Genomic DNA, 18,075 nt, shown 5'->3' on the forward strand with positions numbered 1-18,075 from the left:
GATGGAGTAATAATTTTCATGTTTATATCTCTATAATTATAGGTAAGATCATTGGTTTCCGTTTAGTTCGAGTAAACAAATATTGACCAACCGCTTTTCTAATGCTTTGTTTTATAACGGTCCATTGATTTCTGTCTCCTTTTTTCAATTCGTTAACCGTATTTTTTATTAGTGTGTTAACGTCTCTAAGGAGCTCTTCCGAATTTTTGTGATACACGAACCCCCGGGAAATGATGTCCGGATCATGAACTAGCTTTGCTTCCCTTTTACTCATTGTTAAAACAATTACGAGCATACCGTCTTCAGAAAGTTGTTTACGATCACGTAAGACAATATCCCCAACATCACCAACTCCAAGACCATCAATATAAGTATTTCCTGAATGTATTTTGCGAGTTTGGCGGGCGAGGGAATCGGTAATGTCAACAACATCCCCATTATTCATAATGAAGGTGTTCCCTTGCTCTACTCCAACTGATTCAGCCAATAAACGGTGATGATATAGCATTCTATATTCACCGTGAATAGGAATGAAATATTTTGGTTTCATTAAAGTTAGCATCAGTTTTAAATCTTCTTGGTAACCATGTCCAGAAACATGCATTCCTGAGGAACTTCCCGTTCCATAAATCACTTTTGCTCCTAGTGTAAGTAAATTGTCTACGACACGTGTAACATTTCGCTCATTTCCAGGTATAGGACCAGCGGCAATGATAACTGTATCCTCCGCTAAGATTTCAACTCCACGGAAGTTTCCAGTTGATAATCTGGAAAGGGCAGCTAACGGCTCTCCTTGACTCCCTGTACATAAAATAGCCACTTTTTCAGGGGCCATTTCATCGATTTCTTGTTGTTCTATCAACATTCCATCTGGTACTGTTAAATACCCCCTTTCCATGGCAACGTCTACTACATTCACCATACTACGTCCAAGCAACGCAACTTTACGATGGGTTTTTTGAGCCGCATCGACCACTTGCTGGATTCTATTGATATTGGATGCGAAGGTAGAAAGGATTACTTTCTGCTCCGCTTTCATAAAGGCTTCCTCTACATGTTTCCCTACCATTTGTTCCGACGGGGTTAAACCTGGACGTTCTGCATTGGTGCTTTCAGACAATAGAAGAAGTACTCCATCCCTACCGATTTGGGCCATTTTATGAATATCAGAATGCTCATTATTTGCAGGAGTTAAATCAAATTTGAAATCACCCGTATGTACTATTCTTCCCTCTGGTGTTTGAAACACTACCCCTAAGCAATCTGGAATACTATGATTCACTTTAAAAAAACTTATACTAATTTCATCAAAGTTTAAGTTTGAATTTGAATCTATTTCGATTAGTTCCGTTTCCCTTAAAAGTTTATGCTCTCCTAATTTCAATTCAATCAATCCTAAAGTGAAACGTGTGGAATAGACGGGTACATTAAGTTTTTTTAAGAAGAACGGGATTCCTCCGATATGATCTTCATGGCCATGTGTAACAATTAATGCTTTTATATTATCTTTATGTTCAAGCAAGTAGGTGATATCAGGAATGATCAAATCTATCCCTAATAAACTTTCATCAGGGAACTTATTACCACAGTCGATAATCACGATATTGTTTGAATATTCAATTGCATACATATTTTTCCCGATTTCATTCAGACCACCCAAAGCGAAGATAGATAATACATTCTCGTTTGTCCTCAAGAATTTCCCCTCCAAATCGATATTTATTTTTACTATCTCCATTGAGGAATCTATTTATTAAACGGGAAAATATTGAGGCTTTCTTTCTTCAATAATGGCCTTTTTCTTAATACCAGTAATTTCAGTTTTTAAAAAACGATTCAGTAATACGCCTTTTAGTTAGTACAATAACATCGGAGTATATATTTTCGAATGTAAAGGATTTTCATCTTCTTGAATCCAAGCTATGTCCTCAAGTTTGATTCGTTTTTCTACTAGATAATGAACAATTTTCATATTTCTCTCATGATTCGTTGTTCCTGTATCAATCGTAAAACTAGTTATAGAAATGGTGCAATGCCTTATCCGTTTCCCCGGCTAAATTTGGTACTATTAGACAGTTCCAATCATATTCTTATAAAAGGCTCTTTTCTCAAAGATTGTTGCTATTCACTTGTAAAAAGTCGGCAATTGGACTTTTTACTGCTTACATACTCTAGAAATTGCAAGTAGTATTCTTAGTACAACAGGGAAAAGAGCACGACAGTAAGTAATATATACGGTTGATTTGAATATACGAAACAGCATCAAAGTTTACAAAACAGCCTTATAAAAAGAAAAACACAGGAAGGAGTGCTAAGACTGTTGATAAAAGTTAAGGTTGGTTTACGCCCCATCGTAAGTAAGATAAATTTACCTACAGTTTTGAAAACAACTGTTCTTCCAGGCGACTCCATTGAAAGTTTATTTATCGCAACCCAGGTAGGAGAAATCTTTCTCGTAGGAAATTCTGGTTTAAGGACTTTTTTAGATATTCGCCAGCGGATTCTAAAACTTGACGGTTATGATGAACGGGGATTGCTGGGGTTAGCATTTCATCCACAATTTTATTATAATGGTCTGTTTTACCTTCATTATTCGTTAGCTGGAACACAGGGACCAGGTGCTCTCCCTGAATCTTTGAATCCTGACCCATGTAATCCTGACACTTTAAATCTAAGGTGGGTAGATAGGGAAACGCAATATGATCATATTGATACATTGGAAGAATGGGTTTTAAAAACGAATGGTCAACCCCAAAAAAGACGGACATTACTTAACTTAAGAAGGCCATTTAGTAATCACAATGGTTTCAATAGCTTAAACTTTTCACCTGAAACAGGAAGGTTAGTTTTAACCACTGGAGATGGTGGATCAGGTTATGATCCATTTAATTTAAGCCAGGACGATATGGAAATAGCTGGGAAAATAATTGAGGTGGATGTAAGTAAGAAAACATACATCGATCATCCACCCAATGTCACCCGCTTTAATGAACTTCCCGCAGCAATTCAGGAAACGCTCACGGTAATGGCCAAAGGGGTTCGCAATATACCAGGTATTTCCTTTCAAAGATTTCATAATCAGTATATTAAATATGCGGGAAATGTCGGTCAGGATCTAGTCGAGTCAATTTTTTCATTCGGTCCTTATAAGACAATACCTGTCCCTCAGATCACCATGAAATCCGGTATTAAGACAAAAGGATTGATCAACTTTGGCTGGAGGGGTTGGGAAGGTGCTTTTCCCACTTCGATTATAAGAGGCTGCAGTACCAATCCCGCAATCGATGAGAAAACAATTGCTTTTTATAATGAAGCAATAGCAATTTTAGAGAGTCGTCTTCAGCCTTTAACCAGTTATTTTCATAAGGATGCCAGACCCGATAAGTTTGCAGGAACGGCCCTTACGGGAGTGCAAGTCTATATGGGGAACAGAATCCCCGGTCTAACCGGTAGCGTTGTGTTTACCGATCTTGCTCGGAAAGAATCCCAATCTCAGGCTAGCGGGGCTTTAGCTTATACCAGAGTTAAGCCAAATGGCAAAAGCAATGATTTTAGCGTGATTCAAACCGAATATGATTTTGGGTCCCAATCAGCCTATTATGTTAGTTTGGGAACGAATCTGAATCAAACAAGATTATATTTAGGCGTTTATGGTTCTATGAAGGTGACTGATTTTAACCAAGGTACCATTTTTGAGATAGTTCCATGAATCACAACTAAAACCGGGCAGGATGATCAAAAAATATAATCATCTTTTTTCCTTTTTGATCTGTTAAAACCTTGATTTCCTCAAAAGGCGTAGCAATCGCAGGGCTGACGAGCACCTCTTCGTCCTGCGAAGTTTCCAGTCTACCGCTATTTCCCTCTGGAAACTTCAACTTTCGCTCCAATCACCACCTATGTCTAGTATGAAATTTTTTAAAAACACTATTCTTTAACAGCGGGCAATCTTTTAAAAATGATTAAAGCCATTTCCACCCATAACCAGCTATAAAGGAAAGCAAACAGTAAGATACTTCCGGTTGTTAGAAATGAAAAGGTAGAGGAGACGACTGGACCTAACACTGGATAGCGGAAAATATATAATAAACTCATAATTCCTGCCAATAAAAGAATCGCTCCAGTAGCAATAATACTCAGTCTCTTTCTGAAAAAGTTAAAGGCTCCCCCTATGCCAAGCCCCAACAATCCTGTTGTAAGAGGGAATATTATCAGTTCCGTTGGCTGTAGGATGAACAACAGCATCATTGCCGAAAAATAGCACATTATTCCAATTGAAAAGGAAAACATGGAGCATAACAGGATAGGTGCAGAGGCAAGCGCACTTAATACATATCCTATGCCCGGTAAAAACCCCCCGGAAGACTGCAGCATAGCAGCAATACAGGCAAGAATAGACGTTAAAATGAGCTTCATCGTTTTTTTATGCTTGTTGAATATAACCTGTGATAAACGAACTTCATCTGAAATAGGTTTCAAAAAGTACACCTTTCCACCTCATTCTAAATGGTTTATACGTAACCATACATTATATTTACCGTTCATTAGAGGAGGAACATTTATTAATAATTCAAACCTTCATTTAGTGAGGAAAGTAGGAAAGTAGGAAAGTTTACTGTTATGATGACTTTGGCTTATAACCTTTTTCTAATAAAAAGCAAGGCCATACTGGCCCTGCTTTTATTGAACTATTACTTTTCCAACCATTCCTTGCTGGAGATGGTACCTGCAAATCAGTTCATATGTACCTGGCCGTGTCGGCTTCACGGCAATGCTTTTTTCTTCTCCTGGCTGGACCTCTTCGTCAACTCCAAGCTTTTCCACTGTGAAGGTGTGCTCTTTGTTACCTTTGTTTTTTAATACCAACGTTAGGGATGCACCACTCGGAATAGTGATGACTTTCGGATCAAAGTAATCATCGTTCAACTCGACCTCAATTGTATTCACCCTCTCCATCGGATGAATTGCAACACGAGATTCGGCTATTACATCGATTGAACCTAGTGTTGTCACAACCACAACAACGGCAAGCACAACGACCAATCTTTTTACCCATTTTTTAATAGACATTCACAAACCATCCTCCCTTCCCATTATTTTCCTCCGATTCATAAAATATTATTACTTTTATTTTGCTTCCTTTGCGTTTGATATAAATCATCTCTAAGATGTTTCTCTGGAGGTTAATAGTTTATCCAAGATTTTGGGTGCCAATATTACGAATTGGGGTTCTGTTGCTTCATAATAAAGCGACTCTATAATTATGAATGCAAATATAAAGAAAAGGTCTTCCACCAGCTCATTGAACTGATAAAAGACCTCATAGGCAACCATGTATCAACGTAACAGCAATCTGTCTTCATCCCTGTTATGTGATTTCCACCTCCATGATAGTCGAATATTACCTCATAAAACTTCGTAATGGGAAGTTTTTATCCTACTTAGTATTTTCAAACTCCTTTACTAATAACATACGATATTGATTGCATAATTAATTAATATATGGGTTCCTATATTTTTTACAGTATTTATAAAACCATACTTACTTGATGTTTATTTTATAAACCGTATAAATCTCTTTTTACCGATTTGCAACACTTCATCGTTCATTAGTACGCGATCTAGCTCATCGATACTTAATTTTTCTTTGTTGAGTTGGACTCCGTTTTGCTTGATTAAGCGCATGAATTCACTTTTGCTTTTCACAAATCCTTTCTCTACAAGCTGTGGAATGATGGCTACGACCGTTTCTGCTCCGATTTCAATCAATAACTCTGGGATGTCATCTGGGATTTCTTTTTTGCTAAAGGCCGTTTCATAGAATGTGATTGCTTTTTTCGTTTCTTCTTCTCCGCAGTATAGATTCGTAATGATTCTAGCCAATTCAAGTTTGATATCTCTAGGATTTGCTCCTTGTTCTAACTGTTGGATCCAATTTTGAATCTCTCTCGGATGTTCATCCGTTGCTAGTTCAAAGTATTTGATAATGAGCTCATCTGGTACTTCCATCACTTTTTTGAACATTACTTCAGCTGGCTCATTGACACCGATGTAATTACCAAGGCTCTTACTCATTTTCTCTACTCCGTCCAACCCTTCAAGCAATGGCATGAAAATGGCAACTTGCTTTTCTAATCCCCATTGTTTTTGGAGAGTCCGTCCCATGAGAATATTAAATGTTTGGTCTGTGCCACCTAGTTCAATATCCGCTTTGATTTCTACGGAATCGTATGCTTGCATTAATGGGTAGAAAAATTCGTGAATGCCGATCGGCACTTGGTTATTGTATCTCTTTTGGAAATCTTCACGCTCTAGTATTCTTGCCACAGATGTGGTGGCTGCTAGTTTGATTACTTCCTCAAAGGTTAGTTTAAATAGCCACTCACTATTGAATCGCACCGTCGTTTTTTTTGCATCTAACACTTTAAAGATTTGTTCACAGTATGTTTGAGCATTCACTTTTACCTGCTCATCACTTAAGGCTTTGCGACCCTTTGCCTTTCCAGTCGGATCCCCGATACGCCCTGTGAAATCCCCAATGATGATAACAATTTTATGGCCTAGATCTTGCATTTGTTTCATTTTTCTAAGCACCACTGCATGACCTAAATGAATATCAGGTGCGGAAGGATCAAGCCCTAGTTTAACAGTCAGAGGTGTCTTTGATTCATAGGACTTCTCCAATTTTGCCAATAGCTCCTCTTTGTTTACTATCTCCTGAGCACCCTTCATGATGATGGTCAATTGTTCTTCTGGTTTTACTAACATACTAACATCTCCTTGGAATATTATTTCTAATATTGCAAGCTCTATAAGAACCAAAGGAATAAAAAAAACGCCCTTTTGGATTAACCAAAAGGACGATTATCTCGTGTTACCACCTTTAATTCATAAGCAATTCACATTGCCTACCTTTGAAAGTACAGTCATACGACGATACTCCAGCACATGATTACGGGTGCTTCACCGGTGTAGCCTACTCAAGTCTTCACTCTTCGGTACACAGCTCCAAGACGTATTCACAATCGTTCAACATGCACCTCTCATCAGCCGGTAACTTTCTGTCTGTTTACATGATTGCTACTCTTTCTTATCATAGCCTTTGTTCTTATACTCCGAAATGTTTATAACAAATCTTCGTTATGCAGATATTAATAGTTATTTTATCTATTTCATTTCAAATGTCAATAGTTTTATTTTTGCTTATAATACGTAATCCCCAACGCAAAGGCGAGCACAAGCCCTTTCACGATATCCATCGCATAATAAGGAACGGACATCATGACGAGGCCATTTTGTAGGATCCCGATCAATACCGCCCCGATGAATGTGCCGAAAGCGTTAGGTTTGCCTGCTCCAAGGACGGCAAAACCAATGAACGCGGCCGCTACAGAATCCATTAAGTACGGGGTACCTGCATTGATTTCTGCTGTCATAATCCGTGAAGCAAGCACCATCCCTCCGATTGCTGCTAATAAGGCGGAAAATAAATAAGCCGCTACTTTGTATTTGTTCACCGCTATCCCAGAAAGTTTGGCCGCTTCTGCATTTCCTCCGATGATGTACATGAATCTACCGTGCTTGGTGTAGGTGAGGAAAATATGAACCACCACCACAATCGTTAACATGATGACGATGATCCATGGTACCTGTCCAAATTTCTGAAATAGCGGGCTGATGGTTCCCGTTGCAAACGTTCCATCAGCCATGACCATATTTTGCGAAATTGTAGAGCCTTTTGTATAAGTCAACGCAATGCCCTGAATGATGAACATGGTCGCAAGAGTCATCAGCATATCAGGAATTTTCAGTTTTACAATCATAAAAGAATTGAAAGCCCCGACTACCAGTGCTGCCGCTATTGCTGAAAAGATTGCCACTGCAGTATTTTGCGAAAACCAGACAAACATGGAGATAACGATGGCATTGGACAGGGATGCAACAGACCCCACGGATAAGTCGAAGCCGTTTACTGTTAGGGAGATGGTGATGCCGATCGCGATAATCGTAACGATCGAGATGGACCTTAAAATATTTATCACATTATTAGATTGGATGAATGCTGGATTCGCAAGGGCAAACACGGCAATCAATACAAAAATGGTAATGATGGTCCCGTATTTGTATAAAAAGTCGAACAGTTCAAAGCGGAAGGCCGGTTTGGCGTTCTCCTGCACTGGTATGTCAGTTTTCATTTCTTTTTCCCCCTGTTGAAAAATATAAAAGCTCTTGTTCGTCTGTTTCTGCGGTGGAAAGTTCTTTTGTAACCTTGCCATCGTAAAGGACATACACTCTTTTTGTTAGGCCCACAATCTCTGAAAGCTCAGAAGAGGCATAAAGAATGGCTTTGCCGCGTTTCCCAAGGGCTGCAATCAGTTCAAAAATATCCCGTTTTGCTCCGACATCGACCCCTTTTGTTGGTTCATCAAAAATGTAGATTTCCGCATCGGAGACAAGCCATTTGCCTATGGCGATCTTTTGCTGATTTCCTCCTGAAAGGGTGTGTACACTTGTCTCCGGTGATGGCGTTTTAATCCCTAATGCTTGGATGATCTCTTGGGATTTACTTTTCTGCGCTTTTTTATCAAGAAAATGCAGGGCCTTCGTGAATGCGTGAAGATTGGCGGAAACTAAATTGGTTTGCACCGATTCATGGAGGATGAGACCTTCCTTCCTCCGCTCCTCTGGAACAAATGCCAGCCCATTTTGTACCGCTACATGGGGGCTTTTTACTTTGACCGTATTTCCTTTGATTTTTATTGTCCCTGTGGTTTTAGATGATCCAAACAACGCCTTACACAGTTCTGTTTTCCCCGCTCCGACAAGTCCAGCAATTCCCACCACTTCGCCTGCTTTTACGTGGAGGCTAACATCTTTAACTATAGTATGGTCGCTGAGTCCTTCTACTTCTAGCAGAGTCTCACCAATGGAAGGATGGTGTTCTGGAAACTGCTGCTCCAGTTTCTGACCAAGCATCCACTCGACTATCTTTTCAGGAGTTAGGTTTGCCACGTTGTCGCGCTTGACTACCTGTCCATTTCTCATAATGGTTATTTCATCACAGATCTCCACGATTTCAGGAATCCGGTGGGAGATGAAGATTATCCCTACCCCTTTCTCTTTCAATCTTTTGATGATGGAAAATAGCTTTTCTGTCTCCCTGTTGCTAAGTGGCGCTGTAGGTTCATCTAGAATCAAAAACTTGCAATCTGTTGAAATAGCTCTTGCCAAAAGGACCATCTGTTTCTCTGCCAATGTCAGCGAGCTTACTAGACGTTTGGTCGAGATGTTGCTATTCAACTTCTCCAATTGTGTGGCTGCTTTCTTATGTACATTTCTCCAACGGATCCACTGCTTGCTTCCAGAATTCTGCACCGTCTCCTGAAGCATGATGTTCTCCGCTACCGTCAGAGTCGGAATCAACGCCGCATCCACTTCCTGATAAACGATTTGCACGCCGGCCTTTTGGGAGTCAGTTGGTTTCGAAATAGAAAGTTGCTTTCCTCCGAGATGGATTTCCCCGCTAAAATGATCGTACGCTCCAGCCAGCACTTTCATTAACGTCGATTTCCCCGCTCCATTAGCGCCGATTAAGGCATGCACACTTCCGGGTTTCGCTGTAAATGTTACCTGGTCCAAAGCTTTCACTCCTGGAAACTCAATGGATACGCCTTTCATTTCAAGTGTTGTGTTTGTCATTCTGCTCCCCCTCTCTTCAAACATACAAACACTCTCTCCTGATGAAGAGAGTGCGTTTTATTATTTTTTATAATGCTCTTTCAACGTGTTCATCCATTCTTCTAAAAAGGCATCTGATTCACCCCATCCTTCCACGACTGATGAAAGGTTGCCCATGTTTACCGCTTCACTTGATTGTTGCAATTCTTCTTGAGAGATTAAGGAAGCTTCCAAATCATATGTTTGCGGGGTTTCTTCGCCGGCGATTTTTTTAGCAAGTAGGCGAAGATTCACAGCACCGATCAATTTTGGATCCACAGCAGCCGTGTATTTCCATGGACTTCCTTCCGTACTGATTTCCTGTAAGTCCGCATTAGAAACATCTATTCCGTAAATCTTGATCTCTTCACGGCCTGCCTCTTTCAACGCACGTGCCGCACCCACTGCGAATGCATCCCATGTGGCAAAAATAGCATCAATGCTTCCTTTTGGGTGCTTGTTCAACATTGCCGCAACTGCGTTCTGTGTTTGAACGGAAGTATCTGCCGCTGCAACGCCAAAGCGTTCCACTTCGTTCAGCCCAGGATTATTTTCTAATGTTTCTTTATACACATTGTTGCGTCGAACCATTGGCGGGAAACCGTCTACCCACAGATACACTACATTTGCTTCCCCCTTGAAATCGTTGACCAATTGATCAAGGGCTAACGTTGCCAGCTCCTCATCATCTTGAGAAGTTAAGGCTACCCCATCAATGTTTGCAAGGTCTCCATTGGAATCAAAGGTAACCACTTCCTTGCCGCTGTCAACAAGCTGCTGAACACCTTCCACTGTTGCCGCATCATCACCATGAGAAATGATCACCCCGTCATAATCTTGGTTAATGGTTTGATTAATGGCATCATGAAATTTTGGACTGTCTCCATTTGCCGTAAACACATCCACTGTAAATCCGAGGGACTCCCCTTCCTCTTTCGCTCCAGCTAAAAATTGAGCCGTATGATCATCCCCGCCAATCTTTCGAATCACCTTAATTTTCGCACCTTCTCCATCTGCAAACTTCTCTGGTACATTTTCAATCGGCCCGGTCGGCTTACTGCTAGCAGCAGAGTCGCCTCCTCCACTACAACCTGTCAATAATAAAGTTGCAGTTGTTAATGCAACAATTCCTTTTTTGAAAAAGTTTTTTTTCATTCTTTTTACTCCCCTTTTTACATTTTGCTTTATTGCTTTAATAAAATAAAAAAGCCTCTCCAAGAAAGAGAGGTTTGAGCGCTAAATGAAAACAAATAGACTTGTCCCTCTCTTATCTTTCAAAACATCACTGTTTTGCAGGATTTAGCACCAATTCCAAACGGAACGGTTGCTGGGCGTCATAGGGCCAGTCCCTCTGCCACTCTTGATAAGAGATCGAAATATTTAGTTTATTAAAAGAATTAAGTATTACTTTACCGCCTTAAAGGAGAAGTGTCAATGTTTTTTTGATAGATATAAAAAGTACACAAGAAAACTTAGGGTTGATAGTTTAATGGGCTGTTCATCTCGCCTTTATAGAGGCGATGAAGACCTCTCTTTCCTATTTCTCACGAAACTGACGTCTTCATAAGATTGATGAGGACCTCTCTCCTCCCTACTTCACCAAACTGACGTCTTCAATAACCTAAAAAATGAAAAAAGCCTCACCCAAAAGGTGAGACTTTCCCGTCACATTTATTATTTCGCCACTATATAAACACGAGTTTCATAAGGCTTCAATGTCAATTCAGACACTCTTTCATGCGCAGCAACCTCATAGTTTTGAAGACGAAGGTCTGCAGAAGAAACCTCAAGGTCTTCAAGCTCTACTGTTACTTCTTCTTCACTCAAGTTACATAATACAATCGCCACTTTGTTATCAAGCGTTCTTGTATAACCATAAACTTGTGTGTCATCTTCAAGAATCAGATTGTATCCGCCATAAACAAATACTTCTTCTTCCTTACGAATTTTAATCATGTCGCGGTAGAAGCTTAATACAGAATTCGGATCATTCCATTGCTTTTCTACATTGATGGTTTTGTAGTTTTCATTCACGCCCATCCATGGAGTACCAGTGGTGAAGCCTCCGTTTGGCTCGTCGTTCCACTGCATAGGTGTACGGGAGTTGTCACGGCCTTTAGCCCAAATGATCTCCATCACTTTTTGAGCATGCTCTTCGCCCTTAGCACTCTCTATGTCATAAAGATTTTTCATGCCAACATCATCGTAATCGTTAATGCTGTCAAACTTCACATTCGTCATACCAAGCTCTTGACCTTGATAGATGAAAGGAGTTCCTTGCATCAAGAAATACAACGCACCTAGTGATTTCGCACTTTCTACTAGGTATTCTTTATCGTTACCCCATGTAGAAACAGAACGAGCCTGGTCATGGTTTTCAAGGAATAATGCATTCCAGCCATTCCCTTCCAATCCTTTTTGCCATTTTGTCAATGTTTTCTTCAGTTGAAGAAGGTCTACGCCGCCTTCTGTTCCTTTTTCCCAAAGGCCAAGGTGTTCAAATTGGAAGATCATGTTGAACTTCCCGTTCTCTTCCCCAACCCACTCATCTGCTTGGTTCAGCTTCACACCATTTGCTTCCCCGACAGTCATGATGTCGTAACGCGCAAACGTTTGCTCTTTCAGTTCCTCAAGATGCTTTTGAATTCCTTCCACATTCATCATGTAGTCAAAAGATGGAACATAATCTAAGCCTTTTGGATTTGGCAGGTCTGGGAATCCTGGCTCTTTTTTGATATGAGAAATAGCATCCACACGGAAACCGTCAATCCCTTTATCCAACCACCAGTTGATCATGTCGTACAATGCAAATCGAACATCTTTATTTTCCCAGTTCAAGTCAGGCTGTTCTGTTGCGAAAATGTGCATGTAGTACTGTCCAGTTTTCTCGTCCAACTTCCAAGCGGGACCATTGAAAATACTTTCCCAGTTGTTCGGCTCCTTGCCGTCTTTTCCATCTTCCCAAATGTACCAATCGCGTTTTGGATTGTCCTTAGAAGATGCTGATTCAATGAACCACTCATGCTTATCAGAAGTATGATTGATTACCAAATCAATGATAAGCTTCATGTCACGGTTATGCACTTCGTCAAGTAACTCATCGAAATCCGCCATGTTCCCGAAGTCTTCCATGATATCTTGATAATCACTGATGTCATAGCCATTATCTACGTTTGGAGACTTATACATCGGACAGATCCAAATAACATCTATACCCATATCTTTTAAATAATCTAGTTTAGAAATAACTCCACGTAAATCACCAATACCGTCCCCATTGGAATCCATGAAACTTCTAGGATATACCTGATAGGCAACTGCTTCTTTCCACCATATCTTTTTCAATCTTGATACACTCCCTTATTAACTACACTGAACTATGATAACGGTTGCATGTTTTTGCGTAACCGTTTGCACAAATCTACAAAAAAAATATCACTTGGAATAATTCCACTACTTTACTATACCATCTTTTTCGCTAATTTCAACTTAAATTCTGATTTTGTTTTATTCATGAAATGTTGGCAGATGGTAACACTAACTGGTAGGAATATTTTAGGAGGATTTTACCATGAAATATTTATTGATTTGTTTATTGGCTGCATCCGTTGTTTTCGCACCTTTATCTAGCTATGCTGCAACCACTGAACACCCAAAAGCAGCTTTTACGAGATACCATTCTTTATGGCTGTTTGATAGAACTAAGGAAGTTCCATTACATGAAAACATCGATGTAGGTAAGTTCAGTTGGTCAAATGACGGTAAATGGCTTGTGTATGAAGCAAAGCAAATGGAGATGGCATCAGAATCAGAGGAATATGACATTTGGTTATATAATGCTGAAACAATGAGTTCTAGCAAACTGAAAATTGCCGGACATGATCCACAGTGGAACCCGACGGACCGTTCATTGGCTTTCCTGTCTGGGTCCATTCTTTGTGTCGTGGAGCTCTCTTCGGGAACACCTATTATTCATCAGCTTACGGGTGGTGTGTCTAGTTTCACTTGGGATGCTGAAGGTGTGAATTTAATTGCATCTGCTGGTGCCGCTTTGTTTCCCGATGGCTGGAGTCATCCGAGGCTTTACGAGGTTCACTGGGGGATAGAAAAGGAAGCACATGAAATGGATGTAAAAGTAACACCCATCCACACGATTGGATCTCCATTAAAGTATGAAGATATTTCGATACTCTCGGTAGATGTAGAGGACTTCTCCTGGTCACATGACGGGAAAAGCCTGGCAATGGTGGTGGCTCCGACTGCTTCGTGGTCTGCAGACAGCAACATGCTGAGCGTTTATGTAAAAGAAAATAAGCTTTTTATTCCACTTGGGGAAGTCCTTCTTGATGCCGGTTGGATTAAGTGGGCGCCGACTAAGCCTCTTCTTGCCTCTATTCAGGGCGGTGGCAGGATGACCAGTGGCGGTGTTAAAAATAAAGTGCTGACAACAAGCACCATTATCCCAAATTATAAAAAGGCACATACGCCAAAAGGCTTTGCGGATGTGGATTTTGACTGGGTGGATGATGAGAGAATTGTGGTGGCGCGGGGTCGTGAAACAAGTGACAGTTCGGATAAGTTTAAGTCCTCGTTGTATATGGTGAGTTTGAAGGAAAAAGAAGCAGTTAAGATTGTTGAAACACCGGAAGGTTACTCTGATGCTGAGCCCGTGGTGCTTAGAGGGGGTTCGTCGTTGGCATGGGTTCGGGTTGATGGGGATGGAAGAAGGCATATTTGGATGAGTAAGGTGGATGGATCGGATGCTCGGATGGTTGTGGAGAATGTGTTTGATGTGGTTTGGTTTGGAGATTGAGGTTGGGTGAGATTCTATGGGACCGTTTTCGTGGATTTGGGTGGTTTTCTGGCGTAGATAAGGCTTCTCTTTGACCGTTTTTGTGAATTTGATCGCTATTCGGGAGTAGAGAAGGCTTCTCTTTGACCTTTTTTATGAATTTGATCGCTGTTCGGGCGTAGAAAGAGCTTCTCTTTGACCATTTTTGTGAATTTGATCGCTATTCGGGAGTAGAGATTCCTTTTATTTCCTTCTATTGGACAGTTCGCGCGAATTTTGTTGCCGTTCGGGCGTATAGAACGCTTCTATTAGACATTTCACCACGATCTCCCTGCCGTTCGGGCGTATAGAACGCTTCTATTAGACATTTCACCACGATCTCCCTGCCGTTCCGGCGTATAGAACGCTTCTATTAGACATTTCACCATTATTTCCCTGCCGTTCCGGCGTATAGAGCCCTTCTATTAGACATTTCACCACGACCTCCCTGCCGTTCGGTCGTATAGAACGCCTCTATTAGACATTTCACACTAATCCGCCTATCGTTCAGGCATACAGAATCCTTATACTGGAAAACACACACTAAGTCCCCATCACCAAACAACAAAAAAAGGAGAAGCTCCCCTTACAAACACGGGATCTTCTCCTTTTTATTAAAAATCAACTCAAATTACGCTCTTGAAACGTAAGAAGAATCAGTTGTATTGATGATCAATACGTCGCCTTCATTTACGAAGAACGGTACGTTAACTGTTACTCCAGTTTCCATTATAGCAGGCTTGGATCCACCGGAAGCTGTGTCGCCTTTGATACCAGGCTCTGTTTCCGCTACTTTCAGTTCCACTGTGTTTGGAAGTTCTACACCTAGAGTCTCACTATGGTACATCATGATGGCAACTTCCATGTTTTCTTTCAAGAATTTCAATTCGTATTCGATTTGAGCAGATGGAAGTTCCAACTGGTCATAAGACTCGTTGTCCATGAATACGTGCATGTCGCCGTTTGCATAAAGATATTGCATTTTACGGTTGTCGATCTGTGCTTTTGCTACTTTTTCACCAGCACGGAACGTTTTTTCTTGGATTGCACCATTACGTAGGTTACGTAATTTTGAACGTACGAATGCTGCTCCTTTTCCTGGCTTAACGTGTTGGAAATCCATTACGCGCCAAATGCCATTGTCTACTTCAATTGTTAAACCTGTACGAAAATCGTTTACTGAAATCATTTATTAGTTCCTCCTAAAGCTATGTAAAATAATGCCCTAAACGTATTGTATCCTTGAGACCCATACTCTAGTCTACACCACGCTAGATACATTTTACAGTATAATAAGTTCTTTTGTAGAGAAGGAAAGTGTTTCGTTACCTGTTTCTGTAACGATTGTATCGTCTTCGATACGAACTCCGCCTAATCCTGCAACATAAATACCAGGTTCTACTGTTACAATCATTCCCGGTTCTAAAACAGTTTCTGATTTCACAGATAGAGATGGCCCTTCATGTACTTCCATTCCAAGTCCGTGGCCTGTAGAATGTCCGAAGTACTTTCCATAGCCTTTTTCTGTAATGTAATCACGAGTAAGTGCATCGGCTTCGCGTCCGGTAATACCTGCCTTGATGCCTCTCATGCCTCGCAACTGTGCTTCCAATACAGTATCATAGATCTTTTTCAGCTCATCGCTTGGCTCTCCCACAGCAAGTGTTCTTGTAATATCGGAGTTATAGCCTTTATAGTAAGCCCCAAAATCAAGCGTTACAAATTCACCTTTTTCAATCACTTTATCTGAAGCAACGCCATGAGGCAGTGCAGAGCGGTAACCTGAAGCGACAATAATATCAAAGGATGAGGAAACAGCTCCTTGCTTTCTCATGAAGAATTCCAACTCATTGGACACATCCAATTCTGTCAGACCTGGCTTGATGTATGTAAGAATATGTTCAAAAGCTGCGTCAGCAATCTGTGTAGCTTCCTTTAATATCTTAATCTCTTGTTCACTCTTAATCAAGCGTAACTTTTCAATAACGCCAGAAACAGGGACAAGATCTGCTTTAATGGTTGTTTTGTAGTTTAGGTATGTGGAAAAAGTGACATGGTCCTGTTCGAAGCCAAGCTTTTTTATTCCAAGGTCTTTCACTACAGCTGCAATTTCGTCGACTAGTCCGCCTGTGTGCTGGACGATTTCAAAGCCTTCGCATTGCTTCGCAGCTTGCTCCGTGTAACGGAAATCAGTGATGAATACAGCTTTGTCTTCTGTAACTACTGCTATACCTGCTGAGCCGGTGAATCCTGTGATGTATTGGCGGTTTTTGCCACTTGTAATTAGTAATGCGTCAATCCCTGAAGCTTGAAAGCTTTCTCTAAGTTTTGTTAATTTTGTCATCTTGCTATTCCCCCTTGTACTGATTCAATAAAGCTAATAGTGCTAGTTCGTATCCATAAAAGCCAAGCCCTACAATCTGGCCTACTGCTACAGGTGCGGTAACGGATGTATGTCTGAATTCTTCCCGCTTATGTATGTTGGAAATATGGACTTCCATCACCGGTACAGATATGCTTGCAATGGCATCGCGGATGGCATAGCTGTAATGAGTGAATGCACCAGGGTTGATGACAATCCCTTCATAGCTACCTTCCGCATCATGAAGCTGATCGATAAGCTCTCCTTCGTGGTTGCTTTGGAAACAAGTTAGTTCACATGAATGTTTGCCTGCAAATACTTGAAGTTGCGCTTCTAGATCCTGCAATGTTTGACTGCCATATACTGCGGGTTCTCTAAGTCCCAGTCGGTTTAGGTTGGGTCCGTTAAGAACAAGTAAGCGCATTCCTAAATCTCCTTTTCAAAAAAAAGTAACTCAAATCAACACCCTGATTTCAAAAGAAAAAGAATGTCCAATTACTGAACATTCTATCACATTCCGCTATTCCCTACTACTCATTCGATGAGGATTGTGTTTGTTGTTTCGAATGCTGATTCTGGTGTTGCATCTCATTGTGTTCAAAGGAGATAGAATAGCCCACAAAAACCCCGAAAAGTATGTATAAACATACATTTGTCACGTTCGTATCAAGAGTAAGTTCCCCAACTGTCTTGATAGAAGGAAACATTGGATTCAATAAGAAGAAAACAAGTCCCCATAGGGCGATTCCATAAACGATTCCTATCCAGAATTGCTGAAACTTCTTCAATATTGCTGCATAAATAAGGGCAGCGCCGATGCCAAACAACCCAAGCAGGATAATACTAATGATATGACCCAGCCATCCTTTTTTCCAATCACCAAGAGCCCATGGCTGAAGGACCACGTTTGGGCTGATTTCGGTAAAGCTAAAAATGTAGGCAATATAACCAATCATACTCCACAGCACCCCACCAACAAAGCCGGTGACAATAACTTTTGTCATGAAGCCCATCGGTTCTTCACGTTGATTTTGTTCTAATTTCTTCTTTTCACTCATTATTTGGCTTCCTTTCTTCTGCATCTATACACATATCTTTCCATTAGAATGACAGAACCATACAAAACAAGAGCAGTTTTTAAAAACAAAGAATCTCAAGGAGTAGA

The 18,075-nt window shown here is 40.7% G+C and carries 15 protein-coding genes, 1 riboswitch and 1 other annotated feature; of the genes, 2 read left to right on the top strand and 13 right to left on the bottom strand.

Annotated elements, in window-relative coordinates:
* Window positions 1-22 precede the first annotated feature (22 nt).
* The gene (locus tag LG307_RS14460) at window positions 23-1,696 is read right to left on the bottom strand and encodes a ribonuclease J (protein WP_404443255.1); all 1,674 of its coding nucleotides are present in this window, start codon (window positions 1,694-1,696) and stop codon (window positions 23-25) included.
* Window positions 1,697-2,320: 624 nt separating this feature from the next.
* On the opposite strand from LG307_RS14460, the gene LG307_RS14465 reads away from it, so the two are divergent.
* Entirely contained in the window at window positions 2,321-3,709 is a 1,389-nt protein-coding gene (locus tag LG307_RS14465; RefSeq protein WP_404443258.1) for a PQQ-dependent sugar dehydrogenase, read from the top strand.
* Window positions 3,710-3,716: 7 nt separating this feature from the next.
* On the opposite strand, the gene LG307_RS14470 is transcribed toward LG307_RS14465, so the two are convergent.
* The 8 genes from LG307_RS14470 to LG307_RS14505 all read right to left on the bottom strand — a co-directional run bounded on the left by LG307_RS14470 (window position 3,717) and on the right by LG307_RS14505 (window position 13,062).
* Window positions 3,717-3,878, bottom strand: a complete 162-nt coding sequence (locus LG307_RS14470) for a hypothetical protein (protein WP_404443261.1) — start codon at window positions 3,876-3,878, stop codon at window positions 3,717-3,719.
* Window positions 3,879-3,927: 49 nt separating this feature from the next.
* Window positions 3,928-4,488: a hypothetical protein gene (locus LG307_RS14475; protein WP_404443263.1), complete on the bottom strand. Its 561-nt coding sequence runs from the start codon at window positions 4,486-4,488 to the stop codon at window positions 3,928-3,930.
* 192 nt (window positions 4,489-4,680) lie between these two features.
* Window positions 4,681-5,070, bottom strand: a complete 390-nt coding sequence (locus tag LG307_RS14480) for a cupredoxin domain-containing protein (protein WP_404443266.1) — start codon at window positions 5,068-5,070, stop codon at window positions 4,681-4,683.
* 483 nt (window positions 5,071-5,553) lie between these two features.
* Window positions 5,554-6,768, bottom strand: coding sequence for a tyrosine--tRNA ligase (tyrS, locus tag LG307_RS14485; protein WP_404443269.1), 1,215 nt, complete (start codon window positions 6,766-6,768; stop codon window positions 5,554-5,556).
* An 85-nt stretch (window positions 6,769-6,853) separates the two neighbouring features.
* Window positions 6,854-7,106, bottom strand: a binding site (T-box leader).
* An 87-nt stretch (window positions 7,107-7,193) separates the two neighbouring features.
* Window positions 7,194-8,195 carry an ABC transporter permease gene (locus tag LG307_RS14490; protein ID WP_404443271.1) on the bottom strand — a complete coding sequence of 334 codons (1,002 nt, stop codon included), beginning with the start codon at window positions 8,193-8,195 and terminating at the stop codon, window positions 7,194-7,196.
* Window positions 8,185-9,699 carry a sugar ABC transporter ATP-binding protein gene (locus tag LG307_RS14495; protein ID WP_404443274.1) on the bottom strand — a complete coding sequence of 505 codons (1,515 nt, stop codon included), beginning with the start codon at window positions 9,697-9,699 and terminating at the stop codon, window positions 8,185-8,187. The genes LG307_RS14490 and LG307_RS14495 overlap by 11 nt, the downstream gene beginning before the upstream one ends.
* A gap of 60 nt (window positions 9,700-9,759) precedes the next feature.
* On the bottom strand, window positions 9,760-10,872 hold the full coding sequence (locus tag LG307_RS14500; RefSeq protein ID WP_404443277.1) for a sugar ABC transporter substrate-binding protein: 1,113 nt from the start codon (window positions 10,870-10,872) through the stop codon (window positions 9,760-9,762).
* Window positions 10,873-10,981: 109 nt separating this feature from the next.
* Window positions 10,982-11,087: riboswitch (SAM riboswitch) on the bottom strand.
* Between the two features lie 304 nt (window positions 11,088-11,391).
* Window positions 11,392-13,062, bottom strand: a complete 1,671-nt coding sequence (locus LG307_RS14505; RefSeq protein ID WP_404443280.1) for an alpha-glucosidase — start codon at window positions 13,060-13,062, stop codon at window positions 11,392-11,394.
* 226 nt (window positions 13,063-13,288) lie between these two features.
* Here LG307_RS14505 and LG307_RS14510 point away from each other — a divergent pair, with 226 nt between their 5' ends.
* Window positions 13,289-14,530, top strand: a complete 1,242-nt coding sequence (locus LG307_RS14510) for a hypothetical protein (RefSeq protein ID WP_404443282.1) — start codon at window positions 13,289-13,291, stop codon at window positions 14,528-14,530.
* Between the two features lie 649 nt (window positions 14,531-15,179).
* Here the strand turns inward: LG307_RS14510 and efp are convergent.
* From efp to LG307_RS14530, 4 genes are all read right to left on the bottom strand, one after another.
* Entirely contained in the window at window positions 15,180-15,737 is a 558-nt protein-coding gene (gene efp / locus LG307_RS14515) for an elongation factor P (protein WP_063560322.1), read from the bottom strand.
* A 93-nt stretch (window positions 15,738-15,830) separates the two neighbouring features.
* Window positions 15,831-16,892, bottom strand: coding sequence for a M24 family metallopeptidase (locus LG307_RS14520; RefSeq protein WP_404443285.1), 1,062 nt, complete (start codon window positions 16,890-16,892; stop codon window positions 15,831-15,833).
* A gap of 4 nt (window positions 16,893-16,896) precedes the next feature.
* Window positions 16,897-17,334 carry a type II 3-dehydroquinate dehydratase gene (aroQ, locus tag LG307_RS14525; RefSeq protein ID WP_404443288.1) on the bottom strand — a complete coding sequence of 146 codons (438 nt, stop codon included), beginning with the start codon at window positions 17,332-17,334 and terminating at the stop codon, window positions 16,897-16,899.
* Between the two features lie 106 nt (window positions 17,335-17,440).
* Entirely contained in the window at window positions 17,441-17,968 is a 528-nt protein-coding gene (locus LG307_RS14530) for a YqhR family membrane protein (RefSeq protein ID WP_404443291.1), read from the bottom strand.
* Window positions 17,969-18,075 lie beyond the last annotated feature (107 nt).

The organism is Sutcliffiella horikoshii (genome assembly GCF_044809035.1).
GTDB lineage: Bacteria > Bacillota > Bacilli > Bacillales > Bacillaceae_I > Sutcliffiella_A > Sutcliffiella_A horikoshii_G.